Below are 22,085 nucleotides of genomic sequence, written 5' to 3'. Positions count from 1 at the left end.
GTAAAGGACTTTGTCCCCGACTTTGACATCTAATTCAGAACGACTGCCATCGTCGTTACGTTTTCCGGGCCCAACGGCTACCACTTCGCCAATTTGGGGTTTTTCTTGGGCGTTATCAGGAAGTAAGATCCCTCCTGCGGTTTTTTCTTCGGCGGGGCTGACTTTGACGAAAATGCGATCGCCGAGGGGTTTAACGGTAGAAACGTTAATACTAATTGCTGCCATGGACGAATCCTCCTGATGTTAATAATGGGGTCGAGGGCTGTCTTTAATTTGTTTAGCACTCTTACCTTACGAGTGCTAATTTAGCTAAATAAGGGGATGTATGGCAACTGTTGTTAGGGTACGGGTTCCCGAACTTTTGACGGTTGTATCATTGGAGAGAACTTGTGAGCAAGGGAAGAAAGAAGTTGACACTCCACTGCCCTTATGGCGAGTGGATTCTTAAGAGATCAAGATCCTTAAAGGGTTAGCCAAAAACCCACTAGACACTCGCTCAAAATTGAGTCTGTGTTTACTTTTTACCAAGATATTGGCACTTCCATTAATATCGCTAGAAACCAAATGTTTACCCTTTGTCCGATACAGTCCCCGTTTAATTCTTTTACCAGAAAACTTATGTTGACTGGGGTTATCGGCATTGTAAACAGGGATTTTATCTTGGTCATAAAAACTGGCTTTAGACGAGTAAGATTCTTCTTGTTCAAAATACTCAATTCCATATCGAGAACACAAAGCTTTAAGCTTTTGTCTCAGTTGCCAGAAAGGGATTTGAACGAAGTTTTGGTTATTAGAACGTCCGATATTAATCTCTTGTTTGATGCCAGGGTTATAGCCGACCACGAGCTTGCCAATTTGATGGGTCAAACAATGGTTAATTATTATTCTAGCCGTCTTATTCAAGTAGTCTCGAAGACAATCGTTGCGCCATTGATAAAGTCTAGCCTGTTGATTTGTAAAGCCTTTAATGCCTTGTTTGTCTTTAAAAGATTGCAATTCGGCATTACGTTTGTTATACCACTGATTAATGCTTTTAAGTTTTTTCCCATCAATCAAAAATTGATGCCCTTCAGTGTCAAAACAAGCCGCCAAATTATCAAGTCCCAAATCAATAGCAAGTGCTTGATCACAAACGGTTTAATTGTTTGTTAAACTAGACTTTGGCCACCGATCGCAACATACAAAAATACTATGAAAATTTCCGTTAACTGGCTGCGGGAACTCGTTAACGTCACCCTCACCCCCGAAGCCTTAGCCGATCTTTTGACCATCGCCGGTTTAGAAGTCGATGAAATCGAAGATCGTCGTCAATGGGCTGATGGGGTTGTGATCGGTAAAATTATAGACCGTCAACCTCACCCCAATGCTGACAAATTAAGCGTCTGTCAAGTCGATATTGGTCAAGAAACCCCTTCTACCATTGTTTGTGGGGCTCCGAATGCGAAAGCCGATATATACGTTCCTGTTGCTACGTTAGGAACCTATTTACCAAAAATTGACCTCAAAATTAAATCGGCCAAACTGCGAGGGGTAAAATCTGAAGGGATGATCTGTTCCTTAGCAGAAGTGGGACTAACGAAAGAATCAGCCGGAATTCATATTTTTGAAGAAGATAACCTACAATTAGGGGCAGATGCTCGTCCCTATTTAGGTTTAGATGATGTTATTTTAGATATCACCCCCACCGCCAACCGCGCCGATGCCATGAGTATGATCGGTGTGGCCAGGGAAGTGGCGGCCTTGACAGGAGGAAAGTTAAACTTACCCCAACCCCCTCAAACTTCCTTCTCGGATGAAAAAAGTTATCCTCTGACGGTAGAAGTTAAGGACGGTAATGCTTGTCCTACCTACATCGGAACGGTGATCGAAGGGGTAAAAATTTCACCCTCTCCTGACTGGTTACAACAACGGTTAGAAGCGGCCGGGGTTCGTCCCATCAATAATGTTGTTGATATCACCAATTTAGTGTTATTAGAATGGGGTCAACCCCTTCATGCTTTCGATCTCCAGAAGTTAGAAACCGTCGCCCGAAATAAGGATCATTTAACCGTCGGCGTTCGCTTTGCTAAGGAGACAGAAACCCTGAAAACCCTTGATGGCCAAGAAAGAAAGCTAAACCCAGTTAACTTACTCATTACGGCTAATGATACCCCTGTTGCCCTTGCTGGTGTCATGGGAGGAGAAGAAACCGAAGTCGCTGAGGAAACCCAAAATATCCTTTTAGAAGCAGCCTTATTTGAACAAGTTACCATCCGTCGATCCTCTCGGAGTCAAAGTTTACGCAGCGAAGCATCGGCCAGATATGAACGGGGAATTAATTATTCTGAGTTAGAATTAGCCTGTCAACGGGCGATCGCTTTAATTACGGAGTTAGCAGGAGGAACCCCTGTAACTCAACAAATGAGTGATCATCGTCCGGATCGATCGGCCCAGTCGATTGAGTTACGTCTCGATCGCATCCATCAAGTGTTAGGCCCCGTTGAAAAAGAAGGCCAAAAGACTAACATTGCAGCAGTGGATGTAGAACGCATTTTAAGCGACTTAGGTTGTCGGTTAACCCCCGTAACGGGAAATGACAAGGTTTGGTCTGTCACTGTTCCTTCCTACCGTTATCGGGACTTAGAACGAGAAATTGACCTCATCGAAGAAGTGGCCCGTCTTTACGGTTACGATCGCTTCTGTGATGAACTTCCTGACAAAACCGAAGCCGGCGGACTATCTATTGAATATCAAACCCAACGTAAGGTAAGAGAAGCATTCCGAGGGGTGGGGTTAACGGAATTAGTACAATATTCCCTGGTTAAACCCGAAAAAGCAGAAATTGTCATCAGTAACCCCTTATTTGCCGAATATTCTGCCTTAAGAACCAATCTTTTAGATGGTATTATTGACGCTTTTGCCTATAATCAGTCCCAAGGCAACGGCGCATTAAATGGCTTTGAAATTGGGCGTATTTTCCGCAAGATTGAGGGAGAAATGGCAGAATGGGATAATATCGCTGGTATTATGGGGGGTGATTTATTACCTCAAGGTCGTTGGACCAGAAGCGGTAAACCTAACCCCATGACTTGGTATGAGGCGAAAGGTATTTTAGAAAGTGTATTTCAACGGTTAGGGGTATCAGTAGACTATCAACCGGATAGTCAAGATGAACGGTTACACCCTGGGCGCACTGCCTCTTTATGGTTAAATGGGGAAAGACTAGGTATTTTTGGGCAAATTCACCCCCAACTACGGCAAGACAAAGATTTAATGCCCGAAGTTTATGGGTTTGAGTTAGATTTTCGTTGTTTATCGAAAGTTCTGAACCAAGATAACTTATTGACTCCTCATTTTGAACTGTATTCTACCTATCCTGCCGTAGAAAGAGATTTAGCCTTTTTTGCTGCGTTAGATGTGTCTGTTGCAGACTTAACGAAAACCATGAATAAAGCAGGAGGCAAACTTTTAACCGGAGTGGAATTATTTGATGATTATCAAGGGAAAAACGTCCCCGACGGACAAAGAAGTTTAGCCTTTAGTTTAGCTTATCGTTCCGGCGATCGTACTTTAACCGATGAAGATGTTGAACCAGTTCATGATAAGATTCGTCAGACTTTAGTTAAACAGTTTGATGTTACCCTTCGGAGTTAAAAAACGGGGTTTAATGTCAGGTTGAATTAGGGTTTAACAGTGTTAAACCCCTAGATTAATTATTCACTTTGAAGGTCTAAAAATTATGCCGAAATACATTTTATTTGGTAGTTATTGTGAAAATGCGCTAGAAAAAAGAACCCCTTATCGTCAAGATCATTTAGAAGGTTTAAAACAGCAAAAAGAAACAGGAATTTTAGTTACCCTTGGACCGACTAAAGATAATACTAAAGTGTTCGGTATTTATGATGCAGAAAATGTTGAAAAAGTCAAGGAATTAATTGAAAATGATCCTTATTGGAAAAATGGAATTTGGACAGATTATGAAATAAAAGAATGGATACAAGCTTTTTAAGCACATTTAATTGTTGGGTAAGATCGTTCTTTGGTCATTGGGAAAGAAATTTTTGTCTAATATTTGCTCAATGGTAAAAGGGCAAAATTTTGGATAATCATAAGTCTCATTTCTTTTCCAATCTTTTTCTAATAGCAGCAATTCAAGAACTTCTTCATAAATGGGGGTAATAGCAGTTTGTAAGTAAGACTCTAAGGTTTTAGGATATTGTTTGATTAATTGCTTAATCAGAATGCGATGACGGGCTATATTAATTATCCATTCGCTACTAAAATCTAAATAAACATTTCTTTGAACAGCAGTTTTCATCAAATATAAAAGCAACATCATCAAATAGTCATTAATCAGATTACGGGGGAAAGTGGACAAATCTTGAAGTTCTTCTGCTAAATTATCCCAATCTAAAGCGTCGGAATTTCTTTTTTTTACGGCTTCTAGTTGCTGCTTTAGCCATAAATCATAATCAGTTTCATATAAATTATTATTCATTAGAAAGAAATCCTCATCTAGTCTTTGCTGAATGATCAATCCACATTTTTCAGACTATTTATAATCTTTCTTCTTTTTTTTATTAAGCGATCGCTAAGTCAATCAGAATGTAGAATTTAGAATGTAGAATTTAGAATTACCCCCACCTCAAGTTGGAGGTTTGAAACAAGCAAAACTCTTCTTTTCATTCCCTTGAAATAGGAGGCTTGGAACCCTTTTTTTCGGTCATTATACTATTCTACCGTTGATGGTTGGTTGGTAAGGCGATCGCCAGTCAGAGATGACTCCGTCGTTGTCCGGCGGAGTCATCTCTGACCGTTGGTCAATCATGTCCTATGTTATCCTTAAAAATCCACCCCATTAACTCGATGAATATGAAGAACATCACTCATATTATTAATACTATTCATGAGGTAGTCCAACTGGTGGCGATCGCGGATTTCGATACGTAAATTAATAATCGCTGGTTTATTGCGTCCGGTTTTCACCCCTGCGTTGCAGACATTGATATGGTGGTCACTCACCCGTAATAAAATGTCTTTGAGAACCCCAACTCGGTCGAGGGCTTCGATTTGTACATCGACGGGATAAGTGGTGGCACAGCCTTTACTATCCACTGTATTCCAACGCACGGGAATAAATTGTTCTCCAGGGATATTCTCAATATTAGAACAATTTTGAGTATGGATAGAAATGCCTCGATTGCCCCTGGTTACCACGCCAATGATGGGATCACCGGGTAAGGGTTTACAACACCCTGCAATATGATAAACTAGCCCTTCGACCCCTAAAATGGGGGATTTATTGGGTTTACTGGGGCAGGAGGGAGACGGAGACGCACTGGGTAAGTTAATCTCTGAAACCTCTTCTTTTTGGTTGGTAACCGTCACTTCTCGGACTCGGTTCACCACTTGGTTGAGGGTAATGCCACCATAACCCAACCCGGCTAATAAATCATCCACTGATTGATAATTACATTTTTCGGCAACGGTTTGCATGGGTGAAGACTTCAATAACGCTTCAAAGCCGTTTTTCCCTAATTCTTTTTCGAGGATATCTCGGCCTCTGGACATATTTTCTTCCCTACGCGATCGCTTAAACCATTGACGAATGCGGTTCCGGGCTGTAGGAGTCACCACAAAGTTGAGCCAGTCTAAACTGGGGTGGCAGTTCTTTTGGGTAATAATTTCGACAATATCCCCGTTGTTTAGGGGTTGGTCTAAAACTGACCATCTACCATTAATTCTCGCCCCTTTCATATGGTTGCCCACTTCGGTGTGAATGCGATAGGCAAAGTCTACGGCGGTTGCGCCTCTGGATAGGGCGATCACGTCTCCATCGGGGGTGAAGACGTACACATCATCATCAAAGAGATTTTCTTTGAGATTGTCTACATATTCTTGGTCATCTTTAAGCTCTTTTTGCCAGTCGAGGAGTTGCCGTAACCACGTAAATTTTTCATCGTCATTAGAAAAATGGCTATGATTCGATCCCCCTGTTTCTTTATATTTCCAGTGGGCTGCAATTCCATATTCAGCGATATGGTGCATTTCTAGGGTACGAATTTGGATTTCTAGGGGGCGACCATTTAAACCGACAACGGTGGTATGTAGGGACTGATAACGGTTGGGTTTAGGTAGTCCGATATAGTCCTTAAAGCGGCCTGGCATGGGTTTAAAGACATCGTGAACCACTGCTAGGGCCCGATAACATTCTTCGTTGGTTTTCACAATAATTCTCAACGCAGCGAGATCGTAGATTTCATGAAATCCTTTATTTTGACGCTGCATTTTGAAATAAATGCCATAGAGATGCTTGGGTCGTCCTTGTAATTCTAGGACTTGTATCCCCATGTCATCAAGTCGTTTTTGTAGGGTTGTTTTTACGGTTTCGATACGAGTTTCGCGATCAATGCGTTTTTCTGAGACGAAATTTTGAATTTCACGGTAGTCTTCTGGTTCTAAGTATTTAAAGGATAAATCTTCTAATTCCCATTTAACGCGCCAAATTCCTAAACGGTTGGCTAAGGGGGCAAATATTTCTTTGGTTTCTCTGGCGATACGCCTTTGTTTGTCTGGCCGGAGGGGGTCTAATGTTCGCATATTGTGGAGGCGATCGGCTAATTTGACCACAATGACGCGAATATCTCTGGCCATGGCTAAAAACATCCGGCGGAAGTTTTCGGCCTGTTGTTCGGTTTTATTAGAGAAGTTAAATTTTGAGAGTTTGGTTACCCCTTCTACCAAGAGGGCAACTTCTTGGCCAAACATCTCTTCTATCTCTTCGACTGTGACATCTGTATCCTCTACCACATCATGAAGGAAACCTGCCGCAATCATAGCCCTATCTCCTCCTAAGTCCCTCAGAATACCAGCCACCGCTACGGGATGGGCAATGTAGGGTTCTCCTGACTTACGGGTTTGTCCTTCGTGGAGTTTGTAGGCAAAATTAAATGCACGACAAATTAGGTCGAGATCCTGATTCGTTTTGTCTGACTCATGGGAGATCAGACACTGGTTTAACCAGTCTGGAAGGGTGAGATCAAGGGGTTTACTGTCAGGGAAGGTAACTGCGTTCATAGGAGGATCGGGCTAGGTATAGACAAGGATGAGAATGGATAAGAAAACGCTAATAAGAGTATTTAAACGCTAATTCTTCTCTGATGGAAAAAGTTAAGGGCTTCAAAACCATTGGTTTTGTCCTGTCCTACCTTTTTTTACCATCAGCTTTGTCCTCCTTCTCAAAAGCGAGGACTTCTTTTAATAATTTCAGTTTAAGGACAGATTGAGATTGGTTAAAGTCACTTATAAAGTTTAATATTTATTTACAAATAATAACGCAATATGGTGTCCTATGTTACTGAAATTTTATCATCAGTTTTATCATGAGCTTTTAAATAAGCTCCTAGAACTCCAAAAGCAAGTGCTGGCTGAGGATATAGATATGATAACGATAAAATCGATGTACCAACAGGTACAAACAATTTTTCACGATCAGATTCTCAGCATGAAGTTAGATGAATTAGATTGTAACGCGCACCGCGGACTCGAAGAGGGACGAAGTCTAGCGGATCTCTTCGAGATCGCCTCGATTCGATCAGCACAAACAGAAATTAATAAAAATTTAAGATTACTGGGAACGGAATTACTATTTCTGACAGCTTCTCGTCAAGTTCAAACCACAGAAAAGAGATTAGAAAAGGTACAAGAGAAGGTTAAGGAGTTAATTGGATATTCTCAAGCCATAATAAGTCAATTAGAGCAATAAGGTTAATGTCTCCTAACTGAAATAAGTGAGGAGAGTGATCATTTTCAAAACAGTCAATCCTTTAAGTTTAGTTTAGCCACTTTTCTTGATTGAATTCTTTTCGGTTAATTTGATAACCTAGTAAGTAAGTAGGCATAATTAAATGGATAAAACTTGTAGGGTGGGCAATGTCTCGAATGGTTTCTCATTCAGGTTTTTCAGCTTTTTCTTAGCATAGTCCACCTTACGTTTATTTATAACTACCTACATATTAATATCACCGTAGAGGAGGTAGTAACTATTTTGAACCAATCTATAAAAAATTGGCTTTTAACGTCAATCATCGGTTTCAGTTTGATTAATTTTCCCTTTTTCCCAACAAGGGTATTGGCACAAGATAATGAAATAAATAATCCCTTAAACAACACAATTTATTATTTACCTGATGGAGAAGCCATTACCTTGTCAGGGGGTCGTTATGAAACGGGAAATAAAGTTTTTGTTTTAAGCGAAAAAGTAGCGATCGCAGATATTAATAATGATCAATCACAAGATTTCTTCGTTATTTTAACGGAACTTGAACAAGGAATTGAGCTTAATAATTATGTTGCTGTTTTATTAGGGAATAATAATCAACAACTTGACAATGTGGATACTCTGTTTATCGATAATGAAATAGATATCAATAATTTGACCTGGACAGATCAAGTTTTAACCGTAGAATTTATGGCTAATTCTCCGAGACGAAAGAAAACATTAATGTATCATTTTGATCTGGGTTCAGAAACATTAATTCCCTTGACCTTAGAAACAGAAAAGAAACCAGGAGATATCTTTATTAGAGAACCAGAGATTATTGAACCAGATTTTAATAATAGAGAGGAAAATCCTAGTATACGAATAGAATTGTAACTATCTATTGCAAACGTTCATAAGCGTCAATGACTTGTTTTGCGATCGCCGACCAACTATATTTATCTTTGACTAATTGATAAGCGTTTTCTCCTCTTTCTTCTCTGGTTTGAGGGGATAAAATAGCAGTTTCTAAAGCATTGGTTAAAGCTTCAACATCTAAAGTTGTTACCCAACCAGCTTGATAAGTTTCAACATCGGGCCAAATATAAACCCCTTGAGAAATAATCACAGGGGTTTTGATGGCCATCGCTTCAGCCACAGCAATACCAAAGTTTTCGTAATAAGAAGGTAAAATAAACAGATCAGCATCTTGTAATAAACCTAACTTTAACTCTCCTTTGACAAACCCTGTAATGGTTGTATAGTTCGCTAAAATAGAATCATTAATTTGTTTTGTTATCTTCTTTTCATAAACAGGATCTTGAGGATTAGAACCCGCTAACACTAAGTGAAAGTTAAGACCTTTTTTAATGAGTTTTTCTGTCGCTTCAATTAGAAAATTTAAGCCTTTTTTTGGATCAATACGAGACATAAACAAGAGTAAAGGGACATCATCAGCAATACCTAAACTGTGTCTCGTTTCCCCTTTTTTCGGTAAACTATCAGGAAAATTAACCCCCAACGGAATAATTAAATCTTGGGTTTTTACCCCATAACGATAGGAAATATTCGCCTCTTCTTCCGTTGTAAAATGTATGGCAGCAGAACCATCAATATTAGGGCGTTCTAGAAGGTTTCCATAAATTTGCTTCAAACGTCGTTTTTTCTTGAGATCAGCCGGATCAAGGGTTCCTAATGGTCGTAGAATGTACGGTAATTTCTGATACCTAGCGATAGTTGCGGCTGCTGTAGTTACAGGAGAAAATAAAGCATGACAATGAGCAATATCATAGTCTTTGGCGTGGTTATTTAACCATTGCAATAAAGGAAGAGAAAACTTATAACGACGAAAGGGAGAACAGGGAAAATAGATAATTTTATAGTCGTCTTGTTCTATGGGAACCCCTAAAGGGACATCTAACGGTGCTTGTCCCGTATCGCCATTAGAATTAGTGGTTAAGATAGTCACATCAATCCCTGCGTTCGCTAAAGCAGCAGAAAGACCTAAAACCATTTGAGACGGACCACCATAAACTAAAGAGATAGATGGGACAATTTGTAGAACTTTCATGATTTTGTTGAAGTAGTTTTTGGGTTTTTATGAGTCGTCCTTGCTGATGGTTTGACAAAAAGGACAAGATCGCTGATGCTTATTACCCAGATATAATAGGCTCAATTATACAGTTGCGACAGAGGGATGACTTACCAGCGCGTATTACTCAAACTTAGCGGTGAAGCCCTAATGGGAAACCTGGGCTATGGCATTGACCCCAAAGTCGTGGCCGACATTGCTCAAGAAATTAAAGATGTCATTGATCATGGCATTCAATTAGCGATCGTTGTGGGTGGGGGCAACATTTTCCGAGGGGTAAAAGCCGCCTCAGCCGGCATGGATCGAGCAACCGCCGACTATGTGGGTATGATCGCCACTGTCATGAATGCGATGACGTTGCAAGATGCCCTGGAACAAATGGGGGTCCCCACCAGGGTATTAACAGCGATCGCCATGCAGGAAGTGGCTGAACCCTATATCCGTCGTCGTGCGATCCGTCATCTTGAAAAAGGGCGGGTCATTGTTTTTGGGGCAGGTTCGGGGAATCCTTTTTTTTACCACGGATACCACGGCCGCTTTGAGGGCTGCAGAAATTGACGCAGAGGTGGTGTTTAAGGCGACTAAGGTGGATGGAGTCTATGACTGTGATCCTCAGTTAAACCCTAACGCCCGTCGCTATGAAAGCTTAACCTATAGCCATGTGTTGGCTCATGATTTACGGGTGATGGATGGGACAGCGATCGCCCTTTGTAAAGAAAACGATATCCCGATAATTGTCTTCGATCTCTCGGTCCCAGGGAACATTGTTCGAGCAATTAAAGGTGAATCTGTTGGAACCATTGTAGGAGGTTTCTGTGATGTTAGATGACCTGAAAGACAATATGCAAAAATCCGTTGAGGCCACTCAGCGATCGTTTAATACCATTCGCACAGGACGGGCAAATGCTGCTATCCTGGATCGGGTAACAGTGGACTATTATGGCACCGAAACGCCTCTCTATCAGTTGGCGAATATCAGCACTCCAGAAGCCACTGTTATCATGATTCAACCTTATGATAAAGGAAGTATGGGGCAAATTGAAAAGGCAATTCAGATGTCTGATGTAGGATTAACCCCTAATAATGATGGTCAAGTGATTCGTTTGAATATTCCCCCTTTAACCGAGGAACGACGCAAAGATTTAGTGAAATTGGCCAGTAAAATGGCTGAAGAGGGTAAGGTAGCCATCAGAAATATTCGCCGAGATGCGATCGATGATGTTCGTAAACAGGAAAAAAATAGCGACATTTCTGAGGATGAATCTCGCGGTCTACAAGATGATATCCAAAAAGTAACGGATCAGTTTACTGAGAAAATTGATGAGTTATTGGCAGCGAAAGAAAAGGATATTATGACAGTCTAAAGGATAGACTTCCATGTTTTTGAAGTCCGCAGATAGCGGGCTTTTTTTTATTATTAAGTCGATTACTGGTCACTGATAACTGTTCACTGTTTAAAACGTAATTACACTCCGAATAGATTTTCCTTGGTGCATCAAATCAAACGCATCATTAATCTGTTCGACGGGCATCACATGAGTAATTAAATCATCAATATTAATTTTCCCTTCCATATACCAATCGACAATTTTCGGAACATCGGTACGACCTCTGGCCCCACCAAATGCTGTCCCTTTCCATACCCGTCCGGTAACTAACTGAAAGGGACGAGTGCTAATCTCTTGCCCTGCACCGGCCACTCCGATAATGGTAGCCACACCCCAACCTTTATGACAACATTCTAGGGCCTGTCGCATCACCTGAACATTGCCAATACATTCAAAACTATAGTCGGCCCCACCGTTGGTTAAATCCACCAAACAAGCGACAATATCTCCATCAACCTCTTTGGGATTAACAAAATGGGTCATACCGAACTTTTCGGCCAGTTCCCGTTTACTGGGGTTAATATCGACACCGACAATCATATCGGCCCCGACCATTTTCGCCCCTTGAATGACGTTTAAACCAATACCCCCTAAGCCAAAAACAACCACTTTTGATCCGGGTTCGACTTTAGCGGTATTAATCACGGCCCCGATACCAGTGGTCACCCCACAGCCAATATAACAAACCTTATCAAAGGGCGCATCTTCGCGGATTTTCGCCAGAGCAATTTCGGGAACAACGGTATAGTTAGCAAAGGTAGAGGTTCCCATGTAATGGAAAATTTCGCGGTTATCGACAGAAAAACGACTGGTTCCATCGGGCATTAATCCCCGTCCCTGGGTTGCCCGTACTGCTTGACAAAGATTGGTTTTGAAGCTCAAACAGTATTCACATTGACGGCATTCGGGTATGTAGAGAGGAATGACGTGATCTCCAGGTTTGAGACTTTTGACCCCCGGCCCAACTTCTACGACAATACCAGCCCCTTCATGACCTAAAATCGCCGGAAATAAGCCTTCTGGGTCGCTTCCCGACAGGGTGTAAGCATCGGTATGACAAACCCCTGTGGCTTTAATTTCAACTAAAACTTCTCCCTCTTTTGGTCCTTCTAACTGGACTGTTTCAATACTAAGATTTTTCCCTGCTTCAAAGGCGACGGCCGCTTTCACATCCATATTAATTTCTTGGTCTCATTACCGCTTGGTTAATTTTAACATCCATTGCTTTTAACAACAGAGTTTTGATTTAAGATTGATGAATATGAATATCTCGTTGAGGGAAAGGAATGTTAATTCCTGCTTCATCAAATCGCTCTTTTACAGTTTCTTGCAAACTGAATAGAACATCTAAATAATCTTCTTTTTTCACCCAAGGGCGAACAGCAAAGTTAACGCTACTATCGGCTAATTCTAAGAGTCCAACGGTCGGACTAGGATCGCTTAAAATTCGAGAATCTTCTGCTAAAATATCTAATAATAATTGCTTTGCTTGTTTGATATCATCGTCGTAACCAATACCAAATACTAAGTCAATGCGACGGGTTGCTTCTGCTGAATAGTTGGTAATACTACTTTCAAAAAATTTACTATTAGGGACAAAAATTCTACGGTTATCTGGACTGGTTAAAATAGTATTAAAAATCTGGATTTCTTTAACAATACCGGCAGTTCCTCCTCCTTCTATGTAGTCCCCTACCCGAAAAGGACGAAAGATCACTAACATAATACCAGAAGCAATATTAGATAATGAACCTTGTAATGCTAAACCGACGGCAATCCCTGCTGACCCTAAAATAGCAATTAATGAGGCAGTTTTAACTCCAATTTGACCTAACACGACAATGGTCACTAATGCTAAAACCGTGACATAAATAACATTACTCAGAAAGTTGATAATAGTAAGATCAACTCTAGTTTTTTGTAGGGCTTTTTCTACTAACTTACGAGAAATTTTTGCAACTTGTATCCCAATTAAAAGAATAATAATGGCTGCAATTAATTGAATTCCAAAAGTGACTAACCACTCTTGCAATTTAATGAAAAGAGCTTCTAGATTGACGTTTTTCATCTAAAATCACCTACTTTAATCCTTTCAGAGCTTATTATACATCAAATACAGTTAAATCTAAAGATTCAAAACCTTTTAAAAATTCCAACAGCTTACTTCCAATCTGATTCACTCCTCCTGAAACATTGGATTCTATATTAATAGGAATAACGGGATCATGGAGAGATAAACGTAATAATAACCAACCGTCTTCATCAGGGGATTGACAAGAAATTCTCACCCCTTCGTAATTATTAGGAACAATTTCCCAATTTTCTTTACTAGTTGCAAATTCTTTTAATTTTCCTATAATCTGATTTCCATAGTCTTTGAAGTTTTCTGTATAAATTTTTAACCTAATTTCTTTACTTTCTTTGGGTTCTTTTAAATTAGCAATTAAATCGGTTAAGACTTTCCCTTGTTGTTGACAGTTGGCTAATTCAATTAATAGTTTAGTGACTAAATAAGCCCCATCGTCCAAGAAATAGTTTTCTTTCATTGCCCCATGTCCAGAAGTTTCAATCGCTAACCAAGATTCTTGTCCTTCATTATTCAATCTAACCGATTCATTAATAACATTTTTATAGCCTCTTTTAAAGCGATGATGAACCCCGTTTAATTCTTCTTCTATAAAGGTTGTTAAACCATCAGAAGTGATAGAATCTGTGACAATAGTTGACCCTGGATGTTCTTTTAAAACAATGGCAGAAATTAAGGCAATTAAACGATTTCGATTCAATTCTTTCCCTGAACTATCCACTGCAGCCCCTCGGTCAACATCGGTATCAAAAATAATCCCGAAGTCTGCTTTATTATCAACAACTGCTTGACAAATGGACTGCATTGCTGCTTCATTTTCAGGGTTAGGAATATGATTGGGAAATGTACCATCAGGGTCTAAAAATTGACTGCCTTCTGTGTCTGCACCCAAGGGTTTGAGAACTTTTTCAGCATAAAATCCCCCCGCACCGTTACCAGCATCTACAATAATTTTTAATCCTTGTAAGGGTTTCTCAAAATGCTCTTGATGGTTCACACTTTCTCTAACTTTTTCAACTAACCCTTGAGCATAAACGCTAATAAAATCATATTTTTCTACGCTTCCTTTTTGTTGAGCGACGGAAAAATTGTTATTTTCAGCTAAATTTAAAATGTCGGTAATATCTCCTTTATTAAGTCCTCCCTCTTTCGTAAAAAACTTTAATCCATTACGGTTAAAAGGAAGATGACTAGCGGTTAACATAATTGCCCCATCACAACTTAATTCAGATGTAATGGTACTCATAAACATAGCAGGAGTCGAGGCAATATCAAAATTATAAACCTTGCTTCCTAACAGACTAATACCTTCCGTTACAGCAGATAGTAAACTAGGTCCCGATAAGCGACTGTCTCTACCTAAAGAAATGCTTAATTCTGAGGGATTTTTTCCTAATTTTTGTCCCAACCAACTCGCAAAAGCTTGACCTAAAATTTTAGCAACTTCAGGGGTTAAATTAACGGGTTCGTCGGCTACCCCTTCTAAGGCAACGCCGCGTATATCTGAACCATTTTGTAATTTTTTCCAGTCAAACTTTTGCATCGTTATTCTCTCAGTAAACAACTCTGACGTTATTGTAACGAAATTTTTGATCTCTGTCTCCCATGTGAAACTATAATAACTATTTTTTGATTTATGTTTATCTTTTTTTAAGAAATCAATTATAATAATTTATTTTTGTTATACACTAGGTATTATAGTTAATTATTTATTATTTTATGTAATAATATGCAAAATTTAAACAATTTTTCTAAGCATAATTACAGTATTATTCATGAGTTAGGTTGCAACCGAGAAGGGGGAAGAATTAGTTATTTAGGGGAATGTTTGGAAACACAGCAAAAGGTTGTAATTAAACAATTTCGCTTTGTGGATACTAATGCAAGTTGGAGTAGTTATAAAGCTTATGAAAGAGAAATTATGATTTTAGAAAGTTTAGATCATCCTCGTATTCCTTGCTATTTTAACTCTTTTGAAACTGAGGATGGTTTTTGTATGGTTCAAGAATATAAAGATGCCCCTCCTTTAGCCATTAAGTCTAAATTTTCTGCTCAACAAGTTAAAAAAATTGCGATTTCTATTTTAGAACTATTAGTCTATTTACAAAACAATAATCCTCCTATTATTCATCGTGATCTTAAACCAGAAAATATTTTAATTGATGAGGATTTAAACGCCTATTTAATTGATTTTGGATTAGCAAAAATTAGAGATGGAGAATTAGCTAATAGTACCATTACTGCTGGAACCCCTGGGTTTATTCCTCCAGAAGAATTATTTAATCGTCCGTTAACAGAAGCGTCAGATTTATATAGTTTAGGGGCAACTTTAATCTGTTTATTAACTCAAACATCATCTTCTAATATTAGTGACTTGATTGATGAAAATTATTGTTTTAATTTTGAGCATTTAATGAGTAAGTTAAACCCTCAATTTATTACTTGGTTAAACACCTTAGTTGACCCTTTACCAAAATACCGTTATCCCAATGCAGAAACTGCTTTAAGAGAATTGCGATCCCTTGATATCAATAAATTAATTATACCTGAAAATAAGCCTTTATTGTTTGATTCTTTGGCTAAATTAGGAATCGGATTTATAACTTTAACAGTTTTCATAGCATTCATTGTTAAAATACAAAACGTCCTATCAGTTATTAATACCAATAATAACCCTACAATTAATCATTCTATACCGTCTCAAAATGTGTCAAAAGAACAAGCTTGGTATAAACAAATAAAACCCCATTGCAACACTGTAGAAGTAATAACAATGATGAAAAAAATACCTTATCCTAACACAACGCAAGGGGTAGGTTATGCAGCCGGATGTTATGCTTTAGCTGGATAAAATTAGAACGTTGGAATAGTTTAACCCTCAAAGAAAAACAAGGGTTTCCTCCTATTTCTCCTGATTTTGTGATAGAATTAGTGAGTCCCAGTGATTTGAAAAATCAACGATATTCTGATCTACAATTAAAGATGCAAGAATATTTAGACAATGGGGTTAACTTGGGTTGGTTAATTGAACCGTCAGCAAAAACAGTAGAAATCTATCGTTTAGGACGAGAAAAAGCAATTTTAAACCATCCTATAACTCTATCAGGTAAAGACATTTTACCTGGGTTTATCTTAGATTTAACTGAAATTTGGTAGGGGTTAATAATTAGAAGTTATTTAGTTTTTGTCGTCATTTTTAGTGATTAAAGATACAGCTTGTAAGCCAATAATAGCAGTCATTAAAGTCCAAGTTCCAGTAGCAGCTACGTTAATACGATGGGAGAGTTCTCTAGATAATAAATAATTCATTTCTTTTTCACTAACTTTATCCTTATTTTTCATAATTTCTTGAGTAACATTATCTAAAAGATACCAATCTAAAAGAGTATGATAAGTAAATAATGCAAAAGAGGGCAAGGTAATCGTTAAAGCAGCCGTTCCAAATATTAATCGAATTGTTTTTTTAAGTTTCATCTGTTTTTATTTGATTGTCTTAATAATTAAATAGTAATTTATCGGTTAAGACAAGAAAAAGAAACTGTAAATTATCCTCAAACTTTATTGCGAGAGAAGATTATACTAGGGTTTATGTTAGATTTTGGAATCGATAATGGTTGAAAACTTAAAATAACTCTTGAAAGCTTTTTAATGATTCTAATTGTTTATTTTGTTGTTGTAATTGTGTAGCGATAGAATTACAAACAATATCACATAAAGGGAAAACTAAAGGATTGGCGATCGCATAAAAAACATTGACTCCCTCTTGATTTCTATTGACAATTCCAGCTTGAGTTAATACTTTTAAATGTTTGGAGACATTCGCTTGTCCTAACCCCGTCATTTCAATGATTTGAGAAACATTTTTTTCCCCATTTTTTAAGGCACAAATAATCTGCAACCGACTCATCTCTGATAAAACTTTAAAAAAATCAGCGATCATTGCCAAAACAGCAGGAGATAGGTTAGATACGTCTTGATTTCCTAACAAGGTTGTCTCATTAGGATATTGAGATGCGGTTATTTTTGGCATACTGTTATATGGATAACAAACTATGTGGACATATTATAATTTTTAATTATAGCTTAATTAATGCTAAGTTCCTATATTACTAGATAGTTGTAAATTAAAGGAAGTCACAGCAATCCTTTTACGATTAAAATATAAACAAGATAAATAGGAAATAAATAATGGAATTAAAAGAATTATTGAGTAAATATGGTTCAGGAGAGAGGAAATTTCATCAAATTGTTCTCAGAGAAGCCGATTTAATTGATATTAATCTTTCAGGCGTGGATTTTCAAGAAGCAGATTTACGACAATCTCGACTGGGAAAAAGTATTTTTTGTCAAGCAAACTTAAAAAAAGTTAATCTAAGCGAGTCTATTCTCTGGGGGACTGACTTGAGAGATGCAGACTTATCTCAGGCAATATTAAGAGATGCTGATCTCAGTGGGGCAAAATTAATTGATGCTAACCTCACCGATGCTTATTTAAGTAAAGCCAGTTTGTGCGGGGCCAACTTAACAGGGGCTATATTAATAAGGGCTATTTTATATGAAGTTGATCTACGTCCCACTTCTGAGAGAAGAACCAATTTAGGACAGGCAAATTTAAGTCAGGCTGACCTATGTTATGCCAATTTAAGTTCAGCTTTATTATATCAGGCGAATTTATCTGAGGCAAGATTATGTCGAGCTAAATTAAGCCAAGAAACTTATCGATCGCCGTTTCCCACTGATTTAACGGAAGCTAATTTACAATCGGCTGATTTGAGTTACGCTGACCTAAGTAATGCCATTTTAGTTAATAGTAATTTAAAGGATGCTGACCTAACAGGAACCCTTCTAAATAATGCTGATTTACGGGGAGCAATTATGCCAGATGGTAAGATTTATAGAGATTACCATTGAATCTGTAAAGAACCTAAATTTTAGAGAATTTGAGAAAAAATAACCTTTATGATACAGGAGTTATCTTGCACCAGTCGACATTAACATAATGTTACCTTTGATTTTAGCGCAATCCTCCTCTGGTTCAGATGGTTCCTCTGCGTTATCCAGTTTAATTTCTATTATTGTTTATCTAGCGAGTTCATTTTTCTGTTGGAAAATTTATGAAAAATGTGGCGTAGAAAATGCTTGGTTTGCCTGGATACCGATTCTAGGAACTTACGCCAATTTCCAGGCAGGAGACGAAGAGAATCCGCTTTTATGGACAATTCTTGCTTGTATTCCTTGTATTAATATTATTGCCATTGTTAAATTAATTATTGCTTGGGTAGTGATTTGTCGAAAATTAGAAAAATCCCCTTGGTTATTGCTTCTGATGCCTTGTTTTAGCGTTTTAATCTTGGGATATTTAGCCTATGGTTGATGGGTGTAAAAATGAATGAAGTTAGGTGAGCAATGATAAAATTGAAATACCGAAAAATTATTTTTTTAATGCTCATTGCTATGTTAGCAGGAGGATCGATGGCTGCCTATTCTCACTCAGAAGTGAACTTTTTTATCAAAACTATTCAGTTAATTATGTTTCAACAATTCACGACGATTATCATTTATTTTCTGTGTTTTGGTGAGGATTTATTTAGCCATCGATAGTTTAAACGTTTCAGAAATTATGCTATCTAGAAAACAGCAATTATCTAGGGATTTATCCCCACAAGACAAAAAGAAAAAGATAATTCAGTTAATTTTGTTAGCCTTACCTATTTTAGTGAGTTATTTAACTAATTTTGGCTGGAAAATCACCTTACCCGGATGTCCTTTATTCCATTATCTCGGAATACCTTGTCCTGGATGGGGATTAACTCGATCTTTTTATGCGATCGCTCAAGGAAATCTCTTAAAATCAATCAATTTTCACCTTTTCGGACCGATTCTTTTTACTATCTTTTTAAGTATAAGTTTTCATTTAATGTATGAACTGGTGAAAAATAAAAAGATTTCAAATGCTTATCTAAAAATCATAAAAAACTCCAACTATCAGATTATTTTTTTATGGATTTTATTGGGTTATCATCTAACAAGATTGCTCAACTTATGGAAAACAGGACAATTATCTAGATCATTTCTTCATTCTCCTGTTGCACAGTCAATTTTAACGGGTCACTGGTCACTGATCACTGGTAACTGATAGAAAAATTTATTGTATAATTGAAGGTTGCGGTCAAAAATAAAAAAAGGAACAGCAAATCATGGCAAAACGAGTGCAAGTGGTATTGAATAAACCCATTAATAAACTAGGGAAAGACGGCGATTTAGTCGAAGTTGCCCCAGGATATGCTAGAAATTATTTACTTCCTCAACAATTAGCCACCCTGGCCACCCCTGGTATTCTCAAACAAGTTGAACAACGCAGGGAAAAAGAGAGACAAAGACTCTTAGCCGAGAAACAGCAAGCAGAAGCGAAAAAAACAGCCCTCGAAACCATCAGACGCTTTACCATTCGCAAAGAAGTTGGGGAAGGAGAATCTATTTTTGGAACCGTTACCACCTCAGAAGTGGCTGACGCGATTCAAGCAGCCACCAACCAAGAAGTGGACCGTCGTGGTATTACTGTCCCCGACATTAACAAAACGGGTTTCTACGAAGCAACCGTCAAACTTCACCCCGAAGTCACTGCAACCATCGAGATTCAAGTTGCACCCCTTTAATGGTTAAAATGGTGGGGGTAGGATGTTCACTAACCCTACCTCTTGAGATAAGAATTCAAGTCAGGGACATCCACCCAAGATCCTTTGTCACTAGATTCATGGGTTAAATCCATTAATAATTGAGAATAAACCCCTTCGTACAGAGAGGGGGCTAAAGACTGCTTTTGATCGATGCTTTCTACCCAACGATCAACAATACGAATAAACGGGGCCAAGCGTCCATCAGTGAAGACTTGAGGAAAAGCTAACCGTTTCGGAATTTCCACCTCTGTTAAAGGTTTTCCGGCTGGTCCTGCTTGTAAATGGAACCCGTGGACATAATCTTTTAAATTATCACTACCTAATACTAACGTACCGCGATCGCCGTAGACTTCGAGCCAATGACCTCGACCATTATAAGTCACAGAACTAATGGTTAATTGCACCGGTGTCCCGTCTGCGAGTTCCAACATGATTAAACAGGTATCATCGGCATCAACCGGCTTTAATTTGCCGTTTTCGAGGGGATCTGGCCGTTCTTTGATAGCACATACCAACCGCGCAGATAACCGTTTCACTGGACCAAATAACCAATGGATATAATCAAAGGCGTGGGAACCCACAGCCCCTAAAACACCACCGCCTCTATCCTTTCTAGCGTACCAGTTCCAGCCCCGTTCTGGGTTGGCACGACTGGCCACTAACCAATCAATTTTAATTAGTCTGGGTTGTCCAATATAGCCGTCTTGTAACTTTTCTGCTAAGAGTTGCCAAGCAGGAACATAACGAAACTCAAAGTCTGCGGTGGCGACAACGTTATTGTTTGCTGCTAAATGATACAATTCTCTGGTTTCTTGGGCCGACATGGCCATGGGTTTTTCTAAAAGAAGGTGTTTCCCTGCTGCTAAGATTTGTTTTCCCATGTCGTAGTGTAGGAAGGGAGGAGTCGATAAAGTCACCGCATCAATGTCGGACATAGCGAGGAGTTTATCCAAGTTATTGAATGCATAGGGAATATTATTTTTATCGGCGATCGCTTTTGCTTTGCCTAAGTCTCTATTATAAACTGCCACTAACTCAGTGCGAGGGTGATGCTGTAACCCTGGAATATGAATAGCTTGACCGAAACCAGTGCCAACAACGGCGACACGAATAGGAGAATGAGGACTCATGATTGCTAGATAGGATTTTTATCACTGTTATTAACATAGTTCATAATCAGGCTTTGCGATAGTTACTACAGATAGGTGAGGGGAGCATCTGACCCTCGAATGTTAATAAATTGTAATGTTAGGGGAATTATAGGGTTGGTTTTGTTCATAACTTATTATCTAAAACAGTTACAAAATTATGTTAACCGAACTCAAACAACTGACTCAAGATTGTGATGGTCGCTATGCTAGGGATGGAGAATTACAGTTTCTTCAAGATTACCTAGACACCATTGAAAGTCGGATCACGACCTACGAGAAAATACAAACCCTCGAAAATACCCTCATTCAAGAAACCGAAGGGAAAGTTAAAGAGGAAAACCCCACTGCTTTTCACAAAGGAGAAAAAGATGTTTCCGCTATTTGTGAACGCGATCGCAAACATACGATGCGTTTTCTAGCAACCGCTATGTTATTTAGTGACCAAGATAAGTTAAGAAATACCCTGCTTTGGCAAAGAATTATTATGGGTGCTTTTAACGATAACTATCCTTCAAAAATCACTTATCAAATGATGGAAGAGGTGATGAAGAAAGAATTCACTCGTGAAGAAATGGAATTACTCAATCCTAGTTTACAATTAGTTCAAACGCTTCTGAGTTAATCGTATCATTGCCAGTTAAGGGAGCAGGAAGGGATTTTATCGCTTCGCTCGAAGTCAGAAGTAGGAAGTCAGAAGTTCCTCACTTCGTTCCGGCTCTAACGAACAGAAGTTTTTTTCTAATAATCTTGAGATTAAGACTTTCTACTCTCTTGGTCGGTTAAACTTGCGCCGTGCGACGGCGCGTTTCCCGACCGCTTCTAGACGTAGAAATTGGGTTCAAGACCCCCGCTACAAATTTATTTTAGCGGTAAAAAATTTAGTGGTGGGTCACAATCTCCCACGCTTATTTTTACTTCTGACTTCACACTTCTGACTTCTGACTTCATGAATG

At 38.7% G+C, this 22,085-nt stretch carries 23 protein-coding genes and 3 pseudogenes; 15 read left to right on the top strand and 11 right to left on the bottom strand.

The genetic code is table 11. The features are described 5' to 3' along the window. Positions 1-225, bottom strand: a 225-nt coding sequence (locus tag C4E06_RS09390; RefSeq protein WP_107667840.1) for a co-chaperone GroES, incomplete at its 3' end; no start/stop codon positions are given. A gap of 100 nt (positions 226-325) precedes the next feature. Here C4E06_RS09390 and C4E06_RS29190 point away from each other — a divergent pair. Continuing rightward, complete coding sequence (locus C4E06_RS29190; protein WP_255412138.1) at positions 326-448, top strand: hypothetical protein; 123 nt, start codon at positions 326-328, stop codon at positions 446-448. Here C4E06_RS29190 and C4E06_RS09385 read toward each other — a convergent pair. Then, positions 445-1,128, bottom strand: a pseudogene (locus tag C4E06_RS09385) (RNA-guided endonuclease TnpB family protein); the annotation flags it as partial. The gene C4E06_RS29190 and the pseudogene C4E06_RS09385 sit on opposite strands and share 4 nt — an antisense overlap. A 63-nt stretch (positions 1,129-1,191) precedes the next feature. Between C4E06_RS09385 and pheT the strand changes: the two are divergent. Both pheT and C4E06_RS09375 read left to right on the top strand, forming a co-directional pair. Next, positions 1,192-3,633 (top strand): phenylalanine--tRNA ligase subunit beta, encoded by a 2,442-nt coding sequence (pheT, locus tag C4E06_RS09380; protein WP_107667839.1) that lies wholly within the window; start codon positions 1,192-1,194, stop codon positions 3,631-3,633. An 85-nt stretch (positions 3,634-3,718) separates the two neighbouring features. Further along, entirely contained in the window at positions 3,719-3,988 is a 270-nt protein-coding gene (locus tag C4E06_RS09375; RefSeq protein ID WP_107667838.1) for a YciI family protein, read from the top strand. 6 nt (positions 3,989-3,994) lie between these two features. On the opposite strand, the gene C4E06_RS09370 is transcribed toward C4E06_RS09375, so the two are convergent. Continuing rightward, positions 3,995-4,477 carry a DUF29 family protein gene (locus C4E06_RS09370; RefSeq protein WP_107667837.1) on the bottom strand — a complete coding sequence of 161 codons (483 nt, stop codon included), beginning with the start codon at positions 4,475-4,477 and terminating at the stop codon, positions 3,995-3,997. Positions 4,478-4,821: 344 nt separating this feature from the next. Then, the gene (locus tag C4E06_RS09365) at positions 4,822-7,056 is read right to left on the bottom strand and encodes a bifunctional (p)ppGpp synthetase/guanosine-3',5'-bis(diphosphate) 3'-pyrophosphohydrolase (protein ID WP_107667836.1); all 2,235 of its coding nucleotides are present in this window, start codon (positions 7,054-7,056) and stop codon (positions 4,822-4,824) included. Positions 7,057-7,330: 274 nt separating this feature from the next. Here C4E06_RS09365 and patD point away from each other — a divergent pair, with 274 nt between their 5' ends. Together patD and C4E06_RS09355 are read left to right on the top strand one after the other, a co-directional pair. Further along, on the top strand, positions 7,331-7,744 hold the full coding sequence (patD, locus tag C4E06_RS09360) for a heterocyst frequency control protein PatD (RefSeq protein ID WP_107667835.1): 414 nt from the start codon (positions 7,331-7,333) through the stop codon (positions 7,742-7,744). 282 nt (positions 7,745-8,026) lie between these two features. Then, a complete protein-coding gene (locus C4E06_RS09355) occupies positions 8,027-8,635 on the top strand; it encodes a hypothetical protein (RefSeq protein ID WP_198648464.1) in 609 nt (202 codons plus the stop codon). A gap of 4 nt (positions 8,636-8,639) precedes the next feature. On the opposite strand, the gene hpsP is transcribed toward C4E06_RS09355, so the two are convergent. Then, positions 8,640-9,809: a hormogonium polysaccharide biosynthesis glycosyltransferase HpsP gene (gene hpsP / locus C4E06_RS09350; RefSeq protein ID WP_107667833.1), complete on the bottom strand. Its 1,170-nt coding sequence runs from the start codon at positions 9,807-9,809 to the stop codon at positions 8,640-8,642. A gap of 126 nt (positions 9,810-9,935) precedes the next feature. On the opposite strand from hpsP, the pseudogene pyrH reads away from it, so the two are divergent. Further along, positions 9,936-10,659 (top strand): annotated as a pseudogene (gene pyrH, locus C4E06_RS09345) (UMP kinase). Continuing rightward, positions 10,646-11,194 (top strand): ribosome recycling factor, encoded by a 549-nt coding sequence (gene frr, locus C4E06_RS09340; RefSeq protein ID WP_198648462.1) that lies wholly within the window; start codon positions 10,646-10,648, stop codon positions 11,192-11,194. The pseudogene pyrH and the gene frr overlap by 14 nt, the downstream one beginning before the upstream one ends. 90 nt (positions 11,195-11,284) lie before the next feature. Here frr and C4E06_RS09335 read toward each other — a convergent pair whose 3' ends face one another. From C4E06_RS09335 to C4E06_RS09325, 3 genes are all read right to left on the bottom strand, one after another. Continuing rightward, entirely contained in the window at positions 11,285-12,394 is a 1,110-nt protein-coding gene (locus C4E06_RS09335) for an S-(hydroxymethyl)glutathione dehydrogenase/class III alcohol dehydrogenase (RefSeq protein ID WP_107667831.1), read from the bottom strand. Between the two features lie 70 nt (positions 12,395-12,464). Next, positions 12,465-13,286 carry a mechanosensitive ion channel family protein gene (locus C4E06_RS09330; protein ID WP_107667830.1) on the bottom strand — a complete coding sequence of 274 codons (822 nt, stop codon included), beginning with the start codon at positions 13,284-13,286 and terminating at the stop codon, positions 12,465-12,467. Between the two features lie 34 nt (positions 13,287-13,320). Further along, on the bottom strand, positions 13,321-14,847 hold the full coding sequence (locus tag C4E06_RS09325) for a phosphomannomutase/phosphoglucomutase (RefSeq protein WP_107667829.1): 1,527 nt from the start codon (positions 14,845-14,847) through the stop codon (positions 13,321-13,323). Positions 14,848-15,033: 186 nt separating this feature from the next. Here C4E06_RS09325 and C4E06_RS09320 point away from each other — a divergent pair, with 186 nt between their 5' ends. After that, positions 15,034-16,155 (top strand): serine/threonine-protein kinase, encoded by a 1,122-nt coding sequence (locus C4E06_RS09320; protein WP_107667828.1) that lies wholly within the window; start codon positions 15,034-15,036, stop codon positions 16,153-16,155. After that, positions 16,146-16,460: pseudogene (locus C4E06_RS09315) on the top strand (Uma2 family endonuclease); the annotation flags it as partial. The gene C4E06_RS09320 and the pseudogene C4E06_RS09315, both read left to right, overlap by 10 nt. Positions 16,461-16,481: 21 nt before the next feature. On the opposite strand, the gene C4E06_RS09310 reads toward C4E06_RS09315, so the two are convergent. After that, on the bottom strand, positions 16,482-16,778 hold the full coding sequence (locus tag C4E06_RS09310) for a hypothetical protein (RefSeq protein WP_107667827.1): 297 nt from the start codon (positions 16,776-16,778) through the stop codon (positions 16,482-16,484). Positions 16,779-16,926: 148 nt separating this feature from the next. Next, positions 16,927-17,334, bottom strand: a complete 408-nt coding sequence (locus tag C4E06_RS09305; RefSeq protein ID WP_107667826.1) for a metalloregulator ArsR/SmtB family transcription factor — start codon at positions 17,332-17,334, stop codon at positions 16,927-16,929. Between the two features lie 158 nt (positions 17,335-17,492). Here C4E06_RS09305 and hetL point away from each other — a divergent pair, with 158 nt between their 5' ends. The 5 genes from hetL to rplI all read left to right on the top strand — a co-directional run bounded on the left by hetL (position 17,493) and on the right by rplI (position 19,960). Then, on the top strand, positions 17,493-18,215 hold the full coding sequence (hetL, locus tag C4E06_RS09300) for a heterocyst differentiation pentapeptide repeat protein HetL (protein WP_107667825.1): 723 nt from the start codon (positions 17,493-17,495) through the stop codon (positions 18,213-18,215). A gap of 88 nt (positions 18,216-18,303) precedes the next feature. Beyond that, the gene (locus C4E06_RS09295) at positions 18,304-18,678 is read left to right on the top strand and encodes a DUF5684 domain-containing protein (protein ID WP_107667824.1); all 375 of its coding nucleotides are present in this window, start codon (positions 18,304-18,306) and stop codon (positions 18,676-18,678) included. A gap of 32 nt (positions 18,679-18,710) precedes the next feature. Then, the gene (locus C4E06_RS09290; RefSeq protein ID WP_107667823.1) at positions 18,711-18,905 is read left to right on the top strand and encodes a hypothetical protein; all 195 of its coding nucleotides are present in this window, start codon (positions 18,711-18,713) and stop codon (positions 18,903-18,905) included. Between the two features lie 19 nt (positions 18,906-18,924). Continuing rightward, complete coding sequence (locus C4E06_RS09285) at positions 18,925-19,440, top strand: DUF2752 domain-containing protein (protein ID WP_107667822.1); 516 nt, start codon at positions 18,925-18,927, stop codon at positions 19,438-19,440. Positions 19,441-19,501: 61 nt separating this feature from the next. Next, positions 19,502-19,960 (top strand): 50S ribosomal protein L9, encoded by a 459-nt coding sequence (gene rplI / locus C4E06_RS09280; RefSeq protein ID WP_107667821.1) that lies wholly within the window; start codon positions 19,502-19,504, stop codon positions 19,958-19,960. A gap of 35 nt (positions 19,961-19,995) precedes the next feature. On the opposite strand, the gene C4E06_RS09275 is transcribed toward rplI, so the two are convergent. Beyond that, entirely contained in the window at positions 19,996-21,111 is a 1,116-nt protein-coding gene (locus tag C4E06_RS09275) for a Gfo/Idh/MocA family protein (protein ID WP_107667820.1), read from the bottom strand. Between the two features lie 178 nt (positions 21,112-21,289). Between C4E06_RS09275 and C4E06_RS09270 the strand changes: the two genes are divergently transcribed. Continuing rightward, positions 21,290-21,754 carry an allophycocyanin gene (locus C4E06_RS09270; protein WP_107667819.1) on the top strand — a complete coding sequence of 155 codons (465 nt, stop codon included), beginning with the start codon at positions 21,290-21,292 and terminating at the stop codon, positions 21,752-21,754. The last annotated feature ends 331 nt before the right edge of the window (positions 21,755-22,085 follow it).

Origin of the sequence: Cyanothece sp. BG0011, assembly GCF_003013815.1 — a bacterium.
GTDB lineage: Bacteria > Cyanobacteriota > Cyanobacteriia > Cyanobacteriales > Microcystaceae > Crocosphaera.
The sequence above is the reverse complement of the archived record's forward strand: the minus strand, read 5'-3'. Positions and strand labels throughout refer to the sequence as shown.